At 69.9% G+C, this 16,818-nt stretch carries 17 protein-coding genes, 2 tRNA genes and 1 pseudogene; 9 read left to right on the top strand and 11 right to left on the bottom strand.

Annotated elements, in window-relative coordinates; all coding sequences use genetic code 11:
- Window positions 1-153: 153 nt before the first annotated feature.
- Window positions 154-858 carry a hypothetical protein gene (locus ACLFRB_RS08530; RefSeq protein WP_411068586.1) on the top strand — a complete coding sequence of 235 codons (705 nt, stop codon included), beginning with the start codon at window positions 154-156 and terminating at the stop codon, window positions 856-858.
- A gap of 15 nt (window positions 859-873) precedes the next feature.
- Here the strand turns inward: ACLFRB_RS08530 and ACLFRB_RS08525 are convergent, their stop codons facing one another.
- Genes ACLFRB_RS08525 through ACLFRB_RS08510 form a run of 4 tightly spaced genes read right to left on the bottom strand, consistent with a single transcriptional unit; the run spans window position 874 to window position 3,744 of the window.
- On the bottom strand, window positions 874-1,266 hold the full coding sequence (locus tag ACLFRB_RS08525; protein ID WP_411068585.1) for an OsmC family protein: 393 nt from the start codon (window positions 1,264-1,266) through the stop codon (window positions 874-876).
- 34 nt (window positions 1,267-1,300) lie between these two features.
- Entirely contained in the window at window positions 1,301-2,173 is an 873-nt protein-coding gene (locus tag ACLFRB_RS08520; RefSeq protein ID WP_411068584.1) for an ATP adenylyltransferase family protein, read from the bottom strand.
- A 46-nt stretch (window positions 2,174-2,219) separates the two neighbouring features.
- On the bottom strand, window positions 2,220-3,215 hold the full coding sequence (locus tag ACLFRB_RS08515) for a zinc-dependent alcohol dehydrogenase family protein (protein ID WP_411068583.1): 996 nt from the start codon (window positions 3,213-3,215) through the stop codon (window positions 2,220-2,222).
- A 49-nt stretch (window positions 3,216-3,264) separates the two neighbouring features.
- Window positions 3,265-3,744: a hypothetical protein gene (locus tag ACLFRB_RS08510; RefSeq protein WP_411068582.1), complete on the bottom strand. Its 480-nt coding sequence runs from the start codon at window positions 3,742-3,744 to the stop codon at window positions 3,265-3,267.
- A gap of 109 nt (window positions 3,745-3,853) precedes the next feature.
- On the opposite strand from ACLFRB_RS08510, the gene ACLFRB_RS08505 reads away from it, so the two are divergent.
- The 7 genes from ACLFRB_RS08505 to ACLFRB_RS08475 all read left to right on the top strand — a co-directional run bounded on the left by ACLFRB_RS08505 (window position 3,854) and on the right by ACLFRB_RS08475 (window position 10,509).
- Complete coding sequence (locus ACLFRB_RS08505) at window positions 3,854-4,939, top strand: LLM class flavin-dependent oxidoreductase (protein WP_411068581.1); 1,086 nt, start codon at window positions 3,854-3,856, stop codon at window positions 4,937-4,939.
- A gap of 70 nt (window positions 4,940-5,009) precedes the next feature.
- On the top strand, window positions 5,010-5,981 hold the full coding sequence (locus tag ACLFRB_RS08500) for an NAD-dependent epimerase/dehydratase family protein (RefSeq protein WP_411068580.1): 972 nt from the start codon (window positions 5,010-5,012) through the stop codon (window positions 5,979-5,981).
- Entirely contained in the window at window positions 5,978-6,883 is a 906-nt protein-coding gene (locus ACLFRB_RS08495; protein WP_411068579.1) for a diiron oxygenase, read from the top strand. The genes ACLFRB_RS08500 and ACLFRB_RS08495 overlap by 4 nt, the downstream gene beginning before the upstream one ends.
- A 65-nt stretch (window positions 6,884-6,948) precedes the next feature.
- Window positions 6,949-7,545: a TetR/AcrR family transcriptional regulator gene (locus tag ACLFRB_RS08490; RefSeq protein ID WP_411068578.1), complete on the top strand. Its 597-nt coding sequence runs from the start codon at window positions 6,949-6,951 to the stop codon at window positions 7,543-7,545.
- Window positions 7,524-8,108: a hypothetical protein gene (locus ACLFRB_RS08485; protein ID WP_411068577.1), complete on the top strand. Its 585-nt coding sequence runs from the start codon at window positions 7,524-7,526 to the stop codon at window positions 8,106-8,108. The genes ACLFRB_RS08490 and ACLFRB_RS08485 overlap by 22 nt, the downstream gene beginning before the upstream one ends.
- An 82-nt stretch (window positions 8,109-8,190) precedes the next feature.
- On the top strand, window positions 8,191-8,676 hold the full coding sequence (locus ACLFRB_RS08480) for a TlpA family protein disulfide reductase (protein ID WP_411068576.1): 486 nt from the start codon (window positions 8,191-8,193) through the stop codon (window positions 8,674-8,676).
- A gap of 108 nt (window positions 8,677-8,784) precedes the next feature.
- Window positions 8,785-10,509 carry a potassium/proton antiporter gene (locus ACLFRB_RS08475; RefSeq protein WP_411068575.1) on the top strand — a complete coding sequence of 575 codons (1,725 nt, stop codon included), beginning with the start codon at window positions 8,785-8,787 and terminating at the stop codon, window positions 10,507-10,509.
- A 91-nt stretch (window positions 10,510-10,600) separates the two neighbouring features.
- On the opposite strand, the gene ACLFRB_RS08470 is transcribed toward ACLFRB_RS08475, so the two are convergent.
- Window positions 10,601-11,131: a hypothetical protein gene (locus ACLFRB_RS08470; RefSeq protein ID WP_411068574.1), complete on the bottom strand. Its 531-nt coding sequence runs from the start codon at window positions 11,129-11,131 to the stop codon at window positions 10,601-10,603.
- Window positions 11,132-11,224: 93 nt separating this feature from the next.
- Window positions 11,225-12,292 (bottom strand): 3-deoxy-7-phosphoheptulonate synthase, encoded by a 1,068-nt coding sequence (locus ACLFRB_RS08465; protein ID WP_411068573.1) that lies wholly within the window; start codon window positions 12,290-12,292, stop codon window positions 11,225-11,227.
- Between the two features lie 371 nt (window positions 12,293-12,663).
- Here ACLFRB_RS08465 and ACLFRB_RS08460 point away from each other — a divergent pair, with 371 nt between their 5' ends.
- Complete coding sequence (locus ACLFRB_RS08460; RefSeq protein ID WP_411068572.1) at window positions 12,664-12,912, top strand: hypothetical protein; 249 nt, start codon at window positions 12,664-12,666, stop codon at window positions 12,910-12,912.
- Between the two features lie 150 nt (window positions 12,913-13,062).
- Here ACLFRB_RS08460 and ACLFRB_RS08455 read toward each other — a convergent pair.
- The 5 genes and pseudogenes from ACLFRB_RS08455 to ACLFRB_RS08435 form a co-directional block, all read right to left on the bottom strand.
- Window positions 13,063-13,139, bottom strand: a tRNA-Arg gene (locus ACLFRB_RS08455).
- A 3-nt stretch (window positions 13,140-13,142) separates the two neighbouring features.
- Window positions 13,143-13,604: a hypothetical protein gene (locus ACLFRB_RS08450; RefSeq protein ID WP_411068571.1), complete on the bottom strand. Its 462-nt coding sequence runs from the start codon at window positions 13,602-13,604 to the stop codon at window positions 13,143-13,145.
- Between the two features lie 21 nt (window positions 13,605-13,625).
- Window positions 13,626-13,717 (bottom strand) — tRNA-Ser (locus tag ACLFRB_RS08445).
- 106 nt (window positions 13,718-13,823) lie between these two features.
- Window positions 13,824-14,633: a metal-dependent hydrolase gene (locus ACLFRB_RS08440; protein WP_411068570.1), complete on the bottom strand. Its 810-nt coding sequence runs from the start codon at window positions 14,631-14,633 to the stop codon at window positions 13,824-13,826.
- Window positions 14,634-14,749: 116 nt separating this feature from the next.
- Window positions 14,750-16,818 (bottom strand): annotated as a pseudogene (locus ACLFRB_RS08435) (hypothetical protein); the annotation flags it as partial.

The following is a 16,818-nucleotide window of genomic DNA, read 5'->3' as shown; positions in this document are numbered from 1 at the left end:
GTCGACACATTCCGCCTACCTTGGAAGGCAGGACGCCGTTTCCGGGCAGCACGCCGGGCCTCGCCAGCGAGGCGACGAGGCGTGTCGGAAATGGGGGGCGGATGTCGGCGGATAGGTCAGAGATCGATACCCATGGATAGGATCCGCAAAGGTGTGGCAACCATGAATGTCTCCTTCCGGGAGCCACGGGAGGACGGAACCGGGGGGTGGCGGCTGGAGTTCCTGGCCGGTAAGGGGGCGGAGGAGGGCGTTATCCCTTGTCCCCCGGACGGCCGGACCCGTCCGGAGCTTTTCGTGCATGCCGTCCTGGACCACTGGATTCCGGGGTTTCCGGTGGGGGGCTATATCCCCCGCGCCAAGGCCCTCATGCAGAAGGCGTCCCGCACCGGGGAGGACCCGATCCCCGATTTCCAGGCGCTGGGGGAGGAGCTGCTCCTCCATGGCGAGCGCGCGGGGGAGCCCCTGTGGAGCATTCTGCCCGGGGACCTGACGGCCCACCTCCCCACCCGGAAGGTGGCGGGGCAGGGGCCTTTGGCCCACCTCTGCGGACGCCTGGGGAAGGGGACGGTGCGCTCCATGCTGGTGGTGCATCTCATCCAGGTGGGCCGGGAGGCCATGGGGCCCGCGCGGGCCACCTGGTACGCCCGAGGCATGGATTATGAGCGGCGGGTGGCCGTGGGCAAGGCCCTCGCCGAGCTGTTCGAATGGATGGAGCGCACGGTGCGGGAGCGCAACTGGCGCGCCGCCCAGGGGGAGCTGGCCCTGGCCAGCGACGTGGTGCGGTTCCGCTTCGAGTGCCCCCTGACCTGGGAGTGGGCCCGGCCCGTGGAGCCGGCGCGCAGCCGGGAGGTGGGGTGAGTCGGCCCTTCCCTTCTATTCCGAGTCGGTGTCCGGCCCCTCCACCCGGGTGACCAGCTCCGGGGGAACCTCCAGGGTGTGGTGGAGGGTGCACTGCTCGGCGGCCCGCTCCGCCGCCTTGCGGCGGCTCTCCGGCAGGTCGGGCCAGTGGATGTCCATGGCGATGCGACCGATGCGGTAGGGGTCGGCGTGGTACTCCCAGCGCATGCGGACCGTGAGTCCGTTCAGGCCGGCGTCGATGCGCTCGGCGTAGCTCATGAGCACGGAGGCGGTGCACAGGGCCAGGGAGGTGTTGAACATCTCCATGGCGCTGAAGTGGACGTCGTCCCGCTCCGCGGCTACCTGCAGGCCCTCCTCGGGGAGGGCGGAGAGGGTGAGGTCCTGGGGACCGTGCAGGGTGATGCGCATGGGCGGCCTCCCTGCCGGCGCGTGCCGGCCGTGGCTATTCCGAAACCCCCCGCAGGACCCGCATGGGCCCGATGCGCCGCAGCTGCTCCAGGTCGTCGCGGTTGCGCACCAGGAAGCCGCCGGCGAAGCCCAGGGCGTTGATCATGAGGCCCTCGAAGCGCTCCCGGGCGCGGGGCACCAGCATCATCCAGTGCCGGGTGGCCAGGAGGTTGTAGGGGGTGTCCTCGTACCAGATCCCCAGCTCCCGCCGCAGCTCGTAGAAGACCTTCTCCAGCTGCTCCGAGGTCTGGCTCCGGAAATCCACCCGGCAGGCGGCGTGGGGGAAGGGGAGCCGGGCGACCCGCGTGGGGTTCTCCGGGAGCCGTTCCGGCTCCAGCAAGGCGTCCACCGGCAGCCGCCCCTCGCCGTCGCTCAGGGGCAGGGGCACCAGCTGCAGGTGCTTGTGGGGCTGGCTGGCCCCCGCGGTGGGCCCGGCGTTGTAGAAGACCAGGCCGTCGATCTCCGAGAGGACCACGTCCACCGCGGTGAAGTCCGGATGGGTGAGCAGGCTCTGCTGGTCCTCGTAGCCCCAGGTGACGATCAGCAGGTGGTGCTCCAGCACCGGGAACTTGTTGAGCAGGGCGTAGTGGGAGGGGGTCAGGCTGCCCAGGTAGAGGTCGGGCTCCGGGCGTGCGAAGGGGTCGAAGCGCTCGCCGGCGGCCTCCTTCTCGCGCTGGGCCCGCATCTCGGCGATCTTCTGGTCCAGGCTGGGGGCGATCCGCACCTGGAAATCGATGCCCTCGTCCAGGACCACCTCGCACTCCGTGGGGATGGGCTGCAGGGCGCCCGTCCCCAGGGCGCGGTCGGTGCGCTCGCGGATGCGGTCCCAGAGGGTGCCGGGAAGGAGCAGGTCGGTGTGCTCGGTCATGGCTCGGTCCGATGTTCCCCGGGCCCGTCCGGGCCGCGGGCTGGGGTCACTCCATGGTGAGGGCCAGCTTGCCGATCATGTGGCCCTCCTCCAGGAGGCGGTGGGCCTCGGCGGCCTCCTCGAGGGCGAAGGTCCGGTTCAGGTGGACCCGGAGCTCGCCGTTGTCGATCATCCGGGCGCATTCCTCCAGGATCCAGGCCTGGTGCTCGCGGGCCTCGGTGAGGCCGAAGAACAGCGGGGAGAGCATGAGCTCCAGGAACACGCCCAGGTTGCGCAGCCGTGCCTGCTTGAGGCGGATCCCCGTGGGGTCCAGCAGGGTGACGGCTCGGCCGTAGAAGCGCACCGCCGGGAAGCTGGCCTCCAGGACCTGCGGCCCTACCGTGTCCAGGACCAGATCCACGCCCCGCTGATCCGAGCACGCCCGGGCCGCGTCGACGAAGTCCACCTCCTTGTAGGGGATGGGCTCCGCCACCTCCAGATCGCGGACGAAGGCGGCCTTGTCGTCGGAGCCGACGGTCGTGCAGACCTTGGCGCCCGCCCGGTGGGCGAGCTGGAGGGCCACATGGCCCACCCCGCCGGCTCCGGCGTGGACCAGCACCCGCTGCCCGGCCTGCAGGGCGCCGAGGTCGAACAGCGACTCCCAGGCCGTGATGGCCACCAGCGGCACCGCCGCCGCCTCGGCGAAGGACAGGGTCTCCGGCTTGGCGGCCACGAAGCGCTCGTCCACCACCGTACGCTCGGCGTAGTTGCCGGGCTCGGTGCCGATGCCGCCGTTGAAGAAGTAGACCTCGTCCCCCGGCTGGAAGCGCGTGCACCCGGGGCCCGCCTGCTCCACCACCCCCGCGCCGTCGCAGCCCAGGATCACCGGCTCGTCGCCGGTGCCATAGGTGCCGCCGGAGCGCATCTTGGTGTCCACCGGGTTGATCCCGGCGGCCTTGAGGCGGATGAGGAGGTCGCGCTCCCCCGTGGGCTCGGGGTCGGAAACCTCCTGCACGCGCAACGCGTCGGGACCGCCCGGGGCGGCCATCACCACGGCTTTCATCGCTTCCCCCTTGTCGGTTGAAGGTGGCTTTCCGGGGCGGCGGGGCCGTCTACTCCCCGCCCGGCTCCCGCCCCCGGGAGGCCTGCCACTCCTCATAGCCATCGTAAAGCCGATTCAGCAGGTCTTTCCAGAGGGCCTCGTGGTGCTCCATGAGGGCCACCAGGTCCGTGCGGAGGCGGTCGAATTCGGCGTTGAACCGCTCCAGGTCACTGCCGCCGGTGAGGACCTCCGTCTCCTTCTCCACGGCCTGGAGCTTGTCGCGGACGTCGAGGCTTGCCGTGAGCACGCTCTTGATCTGGTCGCGGGGCTGGGGGATCCAGGAACGGTCGTTGAACAGAGAGCGGATCTTCTCGCCGTACTCCAGCATGCGCTTGCGCAGCTTGGGCAGGGCGCCGATCTCGGCGGCCTTGAGGTCGCCCCACACGGCCAGCTCCATGAGCAGGGACCAGCGCCGCCGGAAGTCGGCCACCTGGTCGGGGTCGAAGGCCATCGATTGCTGAACTTCCCGGGGGTCGAGCCTGGCTTCCATGATCTCCTGCTTCCGGTGGGCGAGGCACGCCCTGAACTGCGTCCTCGTGTAGGGTAGAATCCTGCGGAAATCGTAACCAATCGGCCGCGCACCAGGATAGCCCCGGCGCATGGAATTCGACCTCTTCTTCGAGCTGGCCGTCCCCGAGCACGGGGGCCGCGGCGAGTCCCAGGTGTTCGCCGAGACCCTGGGCGAGCTGGCGCTCGCCGACGAGCTGGGCTTTACCACCGCCTGGGTGGTGGAGCACCATTTCATGCGCGAGTACTCGCACTCCTCGGCCCCGGAGCTGTTCCTGGCCGCCGCCAGCCAGCGCACGCGGCGGCTGCGCCTGGGCCACGGGGTGGTGGTGCTGCCCTACAACCACGCCGTGCGGGTGGCCGAGCGGGCCGCGACCCTGGACGTCCTTTCCGGCGGCCGGGTGGAGCTGGGGGTGGGGCGTGGCTTCTCCCCCAAGGAGTACGCCGCCTTCGGCTCCGACATGGCCCGCAGCCGGGAGATCGTGGACGAGTCGCTGGCGGTGATCCGCCAGGCCTTCTCCGGGCGTCCGGTGGATTTCCAGGGCAGCCACTACCAGCTGGAGGGCCTGGAGGTGCTGCCCGGGGTGGTGCAGGACCCCCATCCGCCCCTGTGGACGGCCGCCGTTTCGCCGGAGACCTTCACCTGGGCCGCCCAGGAGGGGCTCGGCGCCCTGGCGGGGCCCTTCAAGCCCTGGTTCCTGGTGAAGCAGGACCTCAAGGAGTACCGGCGGGCCTGGCGCGAGGCCTGGCCCGAGGGGCCGCCCCCGGAGGCCAACCCCCGCTTCGGCATGACCATCGGGGTGCTGTGCCTGGAGGACGGCGACCGCGCCCGGGAGCTGGCCCGCCAGCCCTTCACCTGGTACTACGAGCGGCTGCTGGGGCAGACGCGGCCGGTGCTGGAGAAGTTTCGGGAGAGCTACGACTACTACCAGAAGCTGGGCCGGCTGCAGCCCCTGCTCAAGCGAGCCGTCCGGCTTTCCCTGCTGGAGGCCATGGGCATGGTGGTGGTGGGCTCGCCCGAGGAGTGCATAGAGAAGCTGGAGCGGTACCGCGCGGCCGGGGTGGACCACCTGCTGATGGCGGTGGGCGCCGGGGCCCTGCCCACCGAAGTGACGCTGGAGTCCCTGCGGACCCTGGCCGAGCGGGTGCTGCCGCATTTCCACGGGGAGTCCTCCTGAGTCCCGCATTTCCCTCGCGGTCGCGCCCCAGGGCGGAGCCCGGGGGCCCGCGGAAGGCCATCGAGCTGCCATGCGCATCCTGGTAACCGGCGCCAATTCCCATCTGGCCCAGCCCCTGCTGCCCCGCTTGCTGGAGCGCCCCGGGGTGGAGGAGGTCATCGGCCTGGACTGGCGGCCCGTGACCTTCCCCCACCCGCGCTTCCGCTTCATCCGCAGCGACATCCGCGCCCCCGACCTGCGCGAGCACCTGGAGGGGGTGGACACCGTGGTCCACCTGGCCTTCATCGTGCTCGGCGCCTCCCTGGGGCGCCGGCGCCGGGAGCGCAACCTCATGCGCTCCATCAACCTGGAGGGCAGCCGCAACCTCTTCACGGCGGCCCGCGAGGCCGGGGTTCGGCACGTGGTCTACCCCTCCAGCGCGGCGGTGTACGGCGCCTGGCCGGACAATCCCGTGCCGCTCACCGAGGACGCGCCGCGCCGGCCCATGCCCGGCTTCGGCTACAGCGAGGACAAGGCGGCGGTGGAGTTCTGGCTGGACAGCTTCGAGCGCGAGGCGGAGACGCCGCTGGTTACCCGGCTGCGCATGCACGCGGTGGTGGGGCCGGGCTCCCAGCCCCTGCTCAACCGCATCGCCCGCACCCGTCTCTACATCCGCGCTCCCGAGCCGCCCCCGGTGCAGTGCCTGTGGGAGAACGACGCGGTGGACGCCATCCTGCGCGCGCTGGCCACCCCCGTGGCCGGGGCCTTCAACATCGCCGGCTCGGGTCCCCTGCCCCTGCCGGACCTGATTCGCCGCCACCACGGCCGCGCCTGGGGCCTGCCCTACCGGCCCGCCGAGGCCGCGCACCGGATGGTGTGGCGTCTGACCCCGCGCCTCGGCGATCCCGGGTGGCTGGCCGGCCTGCGCTATCCGCTGGTGGTGGACTGCGGGCGCGCCGCCCGGGTTCTGAATTGGCGGCCCAACTATTCTGTGGCAAACTGCATCGACCTCTGCCGGGGCCAGCCCTTCCCAACCGATCCACGCGGTGCACCCGAGACATGAGCCGAGTCGCCACCATGCCCTCCCTGCCGGAGCGGCTGAGCAACAGCAGTGCGGATTACCGGGATCCGCTGGCGCAAGTCGCCTGGGAGACCCTGGACCGGGACCTGCCCTGGATGCCCGAGGAGATGGTGTCCCTCTACGGCACCCCGGAATGGGAGGCCCTGGATCCGGAGCGGCGCCGCCTGCTGGGGCAGTACGAGCTCGTGGCCTTCCTCGAGCTGGGGCTGTGGCTGGAGGCCCTGTTCATGCAGCGCATCGCCGTCCGGGCCGGGCGCGGGCCGGCGGGGGGGCTGGAGGACTACACCTACCAGCTTCACGAGCTCCGGGAGGAGGCCGGCCACAGCCTCATGTTCGTGGAGGTGATGCGCCGCAGCGGTCTGCCCGCCCTCTCCGACCGGCTGCCCCGGCCCCGCGCGGCCACGGCCTTCGCCCGGCTGGCTCCCTTCGATTCGGCGGGCTTCTGGGCCACCATCCTCATCGGCGAGGACGTCCCCGACCAGGTGAATCGTGCCCTGTACCGGGACGAGCGCCTGCCCCAGGCGGTGCGGGACGTGGTGTCGGTGCACATGCGGGAGGAGGCCCGCCACATCGCCTACGCCCGCCAACGGGTGGGGGACAAGCTCGACCGCATGTCGCCGCTGGGCCGACGCGCCCTGGCGGTTCTGGTGCGCCGGGTGTTCCGCCAGTTCATCGAGCAATGCTTCTATCCCCCGCCCGGGGTCTACGCCCGAGCGGGCCTGGAAAATCCCCGGGCCCTGGCCCGCAGGGCCCGGAGCAGCCCCCATCGGGCGCGGGTGGTGGAGCGCTGCGTGGCGCCCACGGTGGATTTCCTCGCCGCCCACGGCCTGGCCCTGGGCCCCTCGAGCGCGAGCGGGCCGCCTGCCCGCGACGGGGCGGATTGACACCCCCCGACCCCTGACCTAGCCTGAAAACCATTTCCGATTCCTCCCCGGAAGGGGGACCAGCCATGGGCGATCGTGTCGCGGCGCGGGCCGAATCCTCGGAGCTGACCCGCCAGCGCATCCTGGAGGCCGCGCGCCACCTGTTTACCGAGCGCGGCTATTTCAACACCTCCTTGCAGGACATCCGCCGAGAGAGCGGGCTATCCATCGGCTCCATCTACCATCACTTCAGCGGCAAGGAGGAGCTGGCCCGGGAGCTGTTCTACGAAACCCTCTCCTTCGTCGAATCGGACATCCGGCGGGTGTACGAGCGGTATTCCGGGGCCCGCGAGCGCTGCTACCACGTAATCGAGAGCCTGTTCGAGACCACGGAAAGCCTGCCCGAGGTGATGGAGTACGTGCTGTACTTCAAGCACCGTGAGGTCCTTCCCACGGAGAAGCCCATCTGCGCCTCCCGGCCCTTCGAGATCATCAAGTCCATCATCGCCGAGGGGATGGCCGCGGGGGAGATCCGGCCCATGGACGAGGTCATGGCCTCCGCCGCCCTTCTTGGCGGGCCCATTCGGCTCGTGCAGCTGCGCCTGGAGGGGGTGATCGTGGACCCCCTAACCCAGCATCTTCCGGAAGCCTGGGAATGTGCATGGCGCAGCGTGGCGGCCTGACCCCCATCCTGTTCATGCTGGCTTGGATCGCCCTGGCGGCGCAGGCCGCCCACGGCGGCGAGGTGGTCCACGGCGAGGACCCGGATACCGGCGCCCCCCTGTGGCATTGGCGGGGCGAGGGGACCTCCCTGCGCGTGGCCGCGCGCTTTCCCGGCCAGACCCGAGCCTTTTTCCTGGGCCGGGGGTTCCCCGAGGAGGCGGCCAAGGAATACAGCCGCAGCTGTGTCTTTCACATCACCCTGGAAAACCTGTCCGGGGAGAAGCTGCGGTACACCCTGGATCAGTGGCGGGTCCGGCGGGAGGGCCAATCGCGGCCGCCTGTTCCCGAACAGGACTGGCAGGCCCGATGGCGAACCGCGGGGGTCCCCGAGCGGGCCCGAACCGCCTTTGACTGGTCCATGTTTCCCGCCGAAGAGGAGCTGGGGCAGGGGGGCTGGGCCCTCGGCATGGTTTCCATGGGACTGGAGCCGGGCCAGCGCTTCGACCTGGTGGCGCGCTGGCGCCAAGGGGGGGAACGGCGCGAGGCCGCCCTGGAGGACCTTTTCTGTCCCAAGGCGCGGTAACCGACAACCGATCTGCAAGGAGCGCTCACTGATGCACGCCGGTTTGCGCATAGGGTGGTTTCTCACGGGATGTTTTCTGCTCTTGGCGTCTGCGGGGGCCTGGGCCCTGCCCTCGGGCATGAGCCCGATGGAGGATCGGCCCGAGGCCCCCAAGATCGAGCTCCAGGACCTGGACGGGGAGTCCCGGAGCCTCGACGACCTGCGCGGGAAGGTGGTGCTGGTGAACTTCTGGGCCACCTGGTGCCCGCCGTGCCGGGAGGAGATGCCTTCCATGCAGCGGCTGTATGAGGACCTTGAGGATCGGGATTTCGAGATCCTGGCCGTGAATGTGGGCGAGCAGGAGTCCACCGTCTTTTCCTTCACCCAGGGGGAGCTGGAGACGGAGATCACCTTCCCCATCCTGCTGGATTCCGGCGGGGAGCTCATCGAGCAGTATCCCGTGCAGGGCTTGCCCACCACCTTCCTGGTGGATCGCGAGGGGCGGCTGGCCTACAAGGCCATGGGCGGGCGTGACATGGCCCAGCCGGAGTTCAAGGAATACATCCTGGAGCTGCTCGAGGAGGGCTAGCCCCGGCCCCCTTCCCGCCGCTCCCGCCCTCGCCGGCCTTCCCGTCGGGGAAGGCCGCTTTCGCTCCTGGCCCCCCCGGTTGTCCCCGCAGCGCCGCACGAAACGACCATGGGTGAGATCAACACATTCATACTTGGAGCCGGGGTCCTCGTCCTTGCGAGCATCCTGCTGAGCACCTTCTCGGCACGGCTGGGCCTGCCCCTGCTGCTGATCTTCCTGGTCATGGGGATGCTCGCCGGGGAGGACGGACCCGGCGGGGTGGACTTCGACGACTTCAGCACGGCCTTCCTGGTGGGCAACCTCGCCCTGGCCATCATCCTCCTCGACGGCGGCCTGCGGACCCGCTTCACCACCTTCCGGATCGCCCTGAAGCCGGCGGCCATCCTGGCCACCTGGGGGGTGGTCTTCACCGCCCTGCTGGTGGGGGCGTTCGCCGCCTTGGTGTTCGGCATCGACTGGCGCTACGGGCTCCTCCTGGGCGGCATGGTGGCCTCCACGGACGCCGCCGCGGTCTTCTCCCTGCTGCAGCAGAGCACGGTCCAGCTGAATGAGCGGGTGCGCTCCACCCTGGAGATCGAATCGGGGCTGAACGACCCGCTGGCCGTGTTCCTGGTGCTCGGGCTGGTGGGCCTCATCCTGGAGCCGGGGGATACGGGGCCGCTGGCCATGCTCCTGTCCCTGCTCCAGCAGTTCGTCCTGGGGTGCCTCGGGGGCCTGCTGGGGGGCTGGCTGGTGGCGGCGATGGGCGAGCGCGCCCGCCTGGCGGAGGGGCTCTTCGCCCTCCTCATCGCCTCCGGGGGGCTGGTGGTCTTCGCCGGCACCAACCAGCTGGGCGGCAGCGGCTTCCTGGCCATCTACGTGCTCGGGCTGGTGGTGGGCAACTGGCGCCATCGTCCCCTGGACCCCACCCTGAAGGCCATGGACGGCCTGGCCTGGCTGTCCCAGGGCACCATGTTCCTGCTGCTGGGCCTGCTGGTGTCGCCCACGGAGCTGACGCAGCACCTGGATGTGGCCCTGGCGGTGGCCTTCTTCCTCATCCTGGTGGCCCGGCCGGCGGCCATCTTCTCCAGCCTCATCCCCCTGCGCTTTCCGTGGCGGGAGACCGCCTTCATCGCCTGGAACGGCCTGCGCGGCGCGGTGCCCATCGTCCTGGCCATCTTCCCGGTGATGGCGGGGCTGGAGGACTCACGGCTGCTGTTCGACGTGGTCTTCGCGGTGGTCCTGGTGTCCCTGCTGGTCCAGGGGCCGACCCTGCCCTGGGCCGCCCGCCTGCTGAAGGTGGCGGTGCCCAGCCAGGGCGCCCCCCTGGAGCGCCGGGAGCTCTGGCACGGCCGCTCCGGGACCGTCGAGCTCATGCAGTTCGAGGTGGGGGCCAACGCGCCGGTGGTGGGGAGCGGCCCGCAGCAGATGCTCAAGCCCGCCCGGGACCCCCACGCCGCCCCGGTGCTCCTGGTGCGCCGGGGATGGCCCCGGCTCCCCAGCCAGACTCGCCAGATCCAGTCCGGCGACCGCGTCTGGGTGATCGGCGATCCCGACAAGCTGGACCAGCTCTTCCCCCTGTTCGCCCCCAAGGAGCCCGCGGGGGAGCTGGCGGAGACGGAGTTCTTCGGCGAGTTCGCCGTGCGGGGCGAGGCCCGGGCGGGCGACCTGGCCGAGGTCTACGGCGTCCCCCTGGCCCCCGGGGAGCGGGACCGGACCCTGGCGGAGGTGCTGACGGCCCGCCTCGGCCGCGTCCCCGTGGTGGGCGACGGCATCCACGTGGGCCGGTTCCGGCTGGTGGTGCGGGAGGCCCGCGAGGGGACGGTGACCCGGGTCGGCCTCAAGCTCCCTTAGCTCCGCGTCGTTGGCCCCCTCCCACGGAATCCCCGAGGAGGTAAAGCCCCGGTAGGAGCGGCCGGTGGCGGCGCTCCAGACGGTCTCCCCCTCAGGAGACCACCTGGAGGCGGGTGCCCAGCACGGGATGGCCCAGGGCGAATAGGAGGGTCTGGATGGCGGTCCGGCTGGCGGCGACGTCGCGCTCGACGAAGGCGGGGACCAGGGAAGGGCTGGTGGGCTCTGGGCTGACCACCTCGTGGTGCCGGGCCCGGAGGGCGCTGCGGTGGCAGTGGAGCTGCACCAGCTTGGTGAGCTCCTTGTGGAAGCGCGGGACGCGGGGGACGGCCAGAGGGACCGCCACGGCCCATTCCCAGGGGAAGGGGGGCTGGTCCTCCTGCAGGGCGAGCCGCTGGCCCAGGTCGCGGCCGCTGCCGATGTACACCCGGGGGCGTCCCCCGGGACGTCCCCTCGGCCCGAGCAGGAAATAGACGCCGCCGGCGGCGAGCTCGGGAAGGGGGGCGTCCCCGAGGGCGCCGCGCGGGAGGCGGAAGGCCCGCAGGGGGCGCTCCGCGATCTCCACCATGTGCACGCCGTCCGGAGTCCCCTCCGGGTGATGCGACCGGATCTCTCCAAGCATCATGGTCGGTTCCCTCCTGGCTATGGGCGGGGCCAAGGGTGCCTCCGCAATTCAACTATAGACCAGGGAAGGGGGAGCGGGGAATTCCCGGCGGGGTCAGACCCGGGCCAGCTCGCGGCGGGACCGGACGCCCTCGGCCAGCTCGCCGAGGAGGTCGGTGGTCGTGTCCCAGCCCAGGCAGGCGTCGGTGATGCTCTGGCCGTAGGTCAGCTCGGCGCCGGTGGTGAGGTCCTGGCGGCCGGCCACCAGGTGGCTCTCCATCATGAGGCCGATCAGGCGGGGATCGCCGGCGGCGATGCGGGCGTTCAAGTCGCGGGCCACCTCCGCCTGGCGGGCCGGGTCCTTGCCGCTGTTGGCGTGGCTGCAGTCCACCATGACCCGGCGCTGCAGCCCGGCCTCTTCCAGGAGGCGCGCGGCCTTGTCCACGTGCGCCGCGTCGTAGTTGGGCCCCTCGCGGCCGCCCCGCAGGATCAGGTGGCATTCCGGGTTGCCGGTGGTGGTGAAGATGGCCGAATGGCCGTCCTTGGTCAGGGACAGGAAGTGGTGGGGGTGGGCCGCGGAGCGGATGGCGTCCACGGCCACCTGGAGGTTGCCGCCGGTACCGTTCTTGACGCCCACCGGGCAGGACAGGCCGGAGGCCAGCTGGCGGTGCACCTGGCTTTCGGCGGTGCGGGCGCCGATGGCCCCCCAGCTCACCAGATCGTCGATGTACTGGGGCACCACCAGCTCGAGGAACTCCGTGGCCGCGGGCACGCCCGTCTCGGCGAGGTCGCGGAGCAGGCGGCGGGCGATGCGCAGGCCGTCGTTGATGCGGAAGCTCTCGTCGAGGCCGGGGTCGTTGATGAGCCCCTTCCAGCCCACGGTGGTGCGCGGCTTCTCGAAATAGACCCGCATGACCACCAGCAGATCGTCCCGGTACCGCTCCGCCTGCTCCCGGAGCCGGGCGGCGTAGTCGAGGGCCGCCTCCGGATCGTGGATGGAGCAGGGCCCCACGATGACCAGGAGGCGGTCGTCGTTGCCGGTGAGGATGTCCCGGATGGCCGCCCGCGTGCTCCGCACCGTCTCCGCGCCCTGCTCGCTCAGGGGGATTTCACGGTGGAGCTCCGCCGGGGAGAGCACTTCCCGGATGGAGGCGATCCGCAGATCTTCGGTCGGGTGTGTCACGGTTTCGGTCAGTCGCTAGTGCCGGGGAGGAAGGCGGGGCAGGGCGCCCCTGCCGACGGACGGCCAGCCCCTGGCCGTGTCCGTTTCCTCGGATGGGAGATGGGCTCCGGGGATGTACCCGAAGGCCGAACCTTACCAAAGCCCGGGGTCGCGGGCAAACCGCGCCCGCATGGTCCCCCTCCGTGCGCGGAATGCGCCACGCCGGGAGGGGGTGTCCATCCCCGGCAATACCGCCAATACGATTGGGGTCAAGGTTTGGGGGCGGCCCTGGAGCGTGGTATGGTCACCGCGACCAGGCCCGGGAAAACCTTCCCATAAATGGGGTTTTTCTCTCGGCAAGCGTGTATTTATCTGTCAGGAGGAGGCGGTATTTGCCCCTTTCCGAACGCATGATCCTGGAGGCCTTCTCCGCCGGGAAAGGCGTCGCGGAGATCCGGCGGCGCTTTGTGGACGAGGGCCACGGGGACAGCCAGGCGCTCAGTGACCTGCTGGCGTCCCTGCTGCAGCAGGGATACCTGGAGAGCACCGGCGAAGGTTTGAGGCTCAGCCGGCAAGGCCGGGCCCACCTGGAATCCCTGCAGCGTAGCTCCGGATCGGCTTTCCAGCGCTTCCGCTCCTAGGTCTTCCCTCCCGCTTCCCCCGTCGACGGTCGACTCCACTCCGCGACCCCGGATCGTATCGCCCGGCCCAAGGCCCGGAGACGGCGCTCCCCGGTAAGGGGCCGAGCAACGGAAAAGGCCCCCGGCAGCGCCGGGGGCCTCTTCCGCGTATGGTGCGCCCGTGAGGATTCGAACCTCAGACCTACTGATTCGTAGTCAGTTGCTCTATCCAGCTGAGCTACGGGCGCCTTTCAGCTTTCCTCTTCCGGGGCCTCCTCGACCCCGAGAAGGCGGAAAGTATAGCGCATGTTGGAGGGCTGGAACAAGTACGAGGTCTGGCTGAGGATCCAGCTCTCGCCCACCAGCTCGTCCCCGCGGAACAGCTGCAGGAAGACCGCGGGGTTGTCCTCGCCCTCCGCGCGGGGCACGGGCTCGGGGCTTTCTTCCCCCTCCTCGGCGTCCCGCTCGTCGCCGGTGGAACCGGGTGGCTCCTCCAGGGTGAGGGCCTCGGTGTAGCCGGTGACGCGGACGCGGTGGACGGCGTCGGGCAGGGAGGTGGTAAGCCCCTCGGGCAGGGGCATGGTCCAGCGCTTGCCCTCCACCTTGTCCACCACCTGCAGGCGGACCAGCTCCACCGGCGTGGTCTCCTGCTCGATGCGGGACCCTTCGGGGTGCTCCGCCGCCGGGAGGGCGACGGGCCACGCGAGCGCCATCAGCAGGATGGCGACGATTATTGGCGGAGAGGGAGGGATTCGAACCCTCGATGCGGGATCAACCGCATACTCCCTTAGCAGGGGAGCGCCTTCAGCCACTCGGCCACCTCTCCGTAACGATTGGAAGACGGGTAATGTAAAGAAGTGCCTGGCTCCTGTCAAAACGCCCGGACCGCGCCGGGCGGGCGGAGGGCGCGGGGCCGTCCGCCCGCGGGCACCCTAGAATTCGGCGGTCTCGTTGACCTCCAGGTCGCGCATCTCCACCCCCTCGTCCAGGTGCTCGGCGAGGGCATCCGGGCGGCCCTCCAGCACCTCGAAGGTGCCGTAGTGCATGGGGATGACGGCCTCGGGCTGCACCAGCCGGTTGATGGCGTAGGCGGCCCGCTCGGGGTCCATGGTGAAGTGGCCGCCGATGGGCGCCAGCATGACGTCCACGGGAGCCAGCTCCCGGATCAGCTCCATGTCGCCGAAGACGTCCGTGTCGCCGGCGTGGTAGATGGCCGGCCCGCCGGCCACCTTGATGCGGTAGCCCACCGGGGAGGCGCCGTAGTGGTGGGAGGGGGCGTCCTCGCCGGAGCGCTCCAGGCCGGAGCTGTGCACCGCCGGGGTCATGAGCACCTCCAGCTCGCCATCGAGCAGCTCGACCTCGCCGCCGATGTTCATGAGACTGTCCATGCCCACCTGGTCCTCGGGGTAGCCCTGGGCCACCAGCTGCTGGCCCAGCTCGAAGGGGGCCACCAGCCGGGCGCCGGTCTCCTTGCCCAGCTCCACGGCCTCGCCCACGTGGTCGGGGTGGGCGTGGGTGAGCAGGATCACGTCCACCGCACCGGGATCGGCGAGGAGCTTCTCCCCCTCGTCGTTCTTGGGGTTGGTGAGCCAGGGGTCGATGAGGGCGACGCCGCCGGCCGGGGTCTCCACCTTGAAGGCGGCGTGGCCCAGCCAGGTGACCTTGGTGGCGTCTGCGGCCCCGGCCGCCGGGGCCAGGGCGAGGGACAGCAGGAGGACGGTAGCGGTCAGGATCGTGCGCATGGCTTCCCTCTGGAGTTGCGGGCGTGGAAACGGACCCAGGGCCTCATGATAGGCCACCCCGCCGGGCAAGAAAAAGCCCCGCCAGAGCGGGGCTTAGGATCCGGCCGGGCCGGAGCTCAGGCGCGGGCGCGGCCCCGGCCCAGGCCCAGGAGGTAGGCCAGGCCCAGGGCCGTCAGCAGCGGCAGGGTGGGGTCCAGGGGCTGGGGCTCCGCGCTCAGGGCGCAGCCGCCCCCGGCGCTGTCGCCGTCGCTGGTGCCGCCGTCCCCCCCGTCATCGTCGCCGCCGGAATAGTTCAGGGCGGCGGAGACGGTGTAGGTGCCGGCGCCCTCGTCGTCCAGGGACGCGGCCTCCACGTAGACCTCCTGGTCGGAGCCGGACAGGAAGGTCACCTCGGCGGCCTCGGTGTCGGAGCCGGAGTCGCTGTCGATCACGTTGCCGTCGGCGTCGCGCAGGCGCAGGTAGGGAGTGTCCAGGGTGTCGCCTTCCAGGGTGAAGGTGTAGCTGCTGTCGGCCTCGAGGTCGACGCCGAACCAGTCGCGGTCGCCGGGGTATTCCAGGGTGCCCGAGTCCGACCCGTCCTCGGCCACGGCCCCCGGGCTGCAGTCGGAACAGTCGCCGTAATCGTCCTCGGTGCTAATGTCCTGCATGGACAGATCGAAGTCGCCGGTATCCCCGTCGGTCCCCGACTCGGCGGCGACGTAATACTCGGAGTCTGTGGAGTTGTCAGGGATGGTGAAGGCCAGCTGGGCGCTGGTGCTATCGCCGTCTTTATCGACGCCGCTGGAGCGGAGCTCCTCCCCGTTCTCGTCAAGGATGCGCAGGCGGGGGTTTTCTAGCTCGCTGCTCCCGCTCAGCTCGAACAGGTAGGTGGCCCCGGTGTTCACGTCCCCCTCTGCCAGCTGGTACCAGTCCTCGTCGCCGCTGACCTCGATAGTGCCCTCCTTGGGATTATCAGGATCGTTGGAGGAATCTACATCGCAGTCGGTGCTAGTACTGCCAGCGCAGTCGTCTTCGTCGGAGTAGTCCGTTACCTCAAGGGTGTAATCGCCCTTTCCATCCGGATCGTCCGGGCTCGATTCGGCGGCGGCGTAGTAGGTGCCGTCTTCGGGGGGCGTGAACAACAGCTGGGCATCCGGGTCATTACCGTCGTCGTCGACGGCCAGCTCGTTGCCCTCGCCGTCGTAGACGCGCAGCAGCGGATCCGGCAATTCCTTCCCTTCATCCCCGGAATCAGAGCCTTTCAAATCGAGCAAGTAAGACTCATCAGCATTCATTTTGGCTACTTCCAGCCAATCGGTATCGGCCGGTTCTTCAATACTTCTTGTATCATCCTTTCCAATGCCTACGGCGCATTCGTCCGACGGATGGTCCGGGCAGTCGTCCTCGTAGGTAGTGAGGCTGGGCGTGTAAGTGCCGGTATCATTGTATTCAGCGCTTTCGGCGGCGATATAGAACGTTTTGCTCGTGTCTTGGGGGGTGTAGGTAAGGCGGGCGTTGTTCCCCGAGCCGCCGTCGTCGTCCTCCGCCAGCTTGTTATCATTTCCGTCGTACAGGGCCACCTTGGGATTATCAAGCTCTCCCTCATTAGTCGGGGCACCTTCCAGATCAAACTGGAAGGATTCATCGCTACGCGGGTTTTTTGTGACTTCAAACCAATCGACGTCGCCCTCGGTCTCGATCTCCGGTTTCTCGGACAGGGAGGTGCCTTCTTCATCGATCGAACAATCGGTATCCCGGTCCGCGGGGCAGTCGTCCGGCTCGGTCTCCTCCACGGCCACGGTGTAGGTGCCGGAATAGGCGTTGTCGTAGCTCTCGGCCTGGAGGTAGAGGGTGGTATCGTTTTCCGGGGTGTAGCTGATCAGGGCGTCGTTAGGGTCTCCGCCGTCGTCGTCCTCCCGGAGCGTCTCGCCGTTTTCGTCCACCAGGATCAAGTAGGGGTCTTCCAGGGTTCCGTAGGTCTCGTCCTGATCGTGGGCGCCCTTCATGTGGAAGGCGTAGCCCTGGCCTTCCTCCACCTCCACCGCGAACCAGTCGGCGTCGTAGACGCTCTCCAGGTCCCCTTCCTTGGACCCCCCCACGGACACGGAGCAGTCGGTGTCGGGGTTATCAGTGGTTTCGTAACTGTCCGGCGGACAGTCGTCGGCTACCGCCGTCCCCGCCGGCAGCAGCAGGGCCAGGGCGAGGG

It is taken from the genome of Thiohalorhabdus sp. (assembly GCF_046545655.1).
Taxonomy (GTDB): Bacteria; Pseudomonadota; Gammaproteobacteria; order Thiohalorhabdales; family Thiohalorhabdaceae; genus Thiohalorhabdus.
Note: the sequence above shows the minus strand (reverse complement) of the source record. Positions and strands in the feature narration are given on the sequence as shown.

What these genes read in the sequence shown, in the direction of transcription:
- ACLFRB_RS08525 (WP_411068585.1), bottom strand. Translation starts at nt 1,266, where the DNA reads ATGCGCATCACCCTGCACGGTCCCCAGGACCTCACCCTCTCCGCCCTC.
- ACLFRB_RS08520 (WP_411068584.1), bottom strand. Translation starts at nt 2,173, where the DNA reads ATGACCGAGCACACCGACCTGCTCCTTCCCGGCACCCTCTGGGACCGC.
- ACLFRB_RS08515 (WP_411068583.1), bottom strand. Translation starts at nt 3,215, where the DNA reads ATGAAAGCCGTGGTGATGGCCGCCCCGGGCGGTCCCGACGCGTTGCGC.
- ACLFRB_RS08510 (WP_411068582.1), bottom strand. Translation starts at nt 3,744, where the DNA reads ATGGAAGCCAGGCTCGACCCCCGGGAAGTTCAGCAATCGATGGCCTTC.
- ACLFRB_RS08505 (WP_411068581.1), top strand. Translation starts at nt 3,854, where the DNA reads ATGGAATTCGACCTCTTCTTCGAGCTGGCCGTCCCCGAGCACGGGGGC.
- ACLFRB_RS08500 (WP_411068580.1), top strand. Translation starts at nt 5,010, where the DNA reads ATGCGCATCCTGGTAACCGGCGCCAATTCCCATCTGGCCCAGCCCCTG.
- ACLFRB_RS08495 (WP_411068579.1), top strand. Translation starts at nt 5,978, where the DNA reads ATGAGCCGAGTCGCCACCATGCCCTCCCTGCCGGAGCGGCTGAGCAAC.
- ACLFRB_RS08490 (WP_411068578.1), top strand. Translation starts at nt 6,949, where the DNA reads ATGGGCGATCGTGTCGCGGCGCGGGCCGAATCCTCGGAGCTGACCCGC.
- ACLFRB_RS08485 (WP_411068577.1), top strand. Translation starts at nt 7,524, where the DNA reads ATGGCGCAGCGTGGCGGCCTGACCCCCATCCTGTTCATGCTGGCTTGG.
- ACLFRB_RS08475 (WP_411068575.1), top strand. Translation starts at nt 8,785, where the DNA reads ATGGGTGAGATCAACACATTCATACTTGGAGCCGGGGTCCTCGTCCTT.
- ACLFRB_RS08470 (WP_411068574.1), bottom strand. Translation starts at nt 11,131, where the DNA reads ATGATGCTTGGAGAGATCCGGTCGCATCACCCGGAGGGGACTCCGGAC.
- ACLFRB_RS08450 (WP_411068571.1), bottom strand. Translation starts at nt 13,604, where the DNA reads ATGGCGCTCGCGTGGCCCGTCGCCCTCCCGGCGGCGGAGCACCCCGAA.
- ACLFRB_RS08440 (WP_411068570.1), bottom strand. Translation starts at nt 14,633, where the DNA reads ATGCGCACGATCCTGACCGCTACCGTCCTCCTGCTGTCCCTCGCCCTG.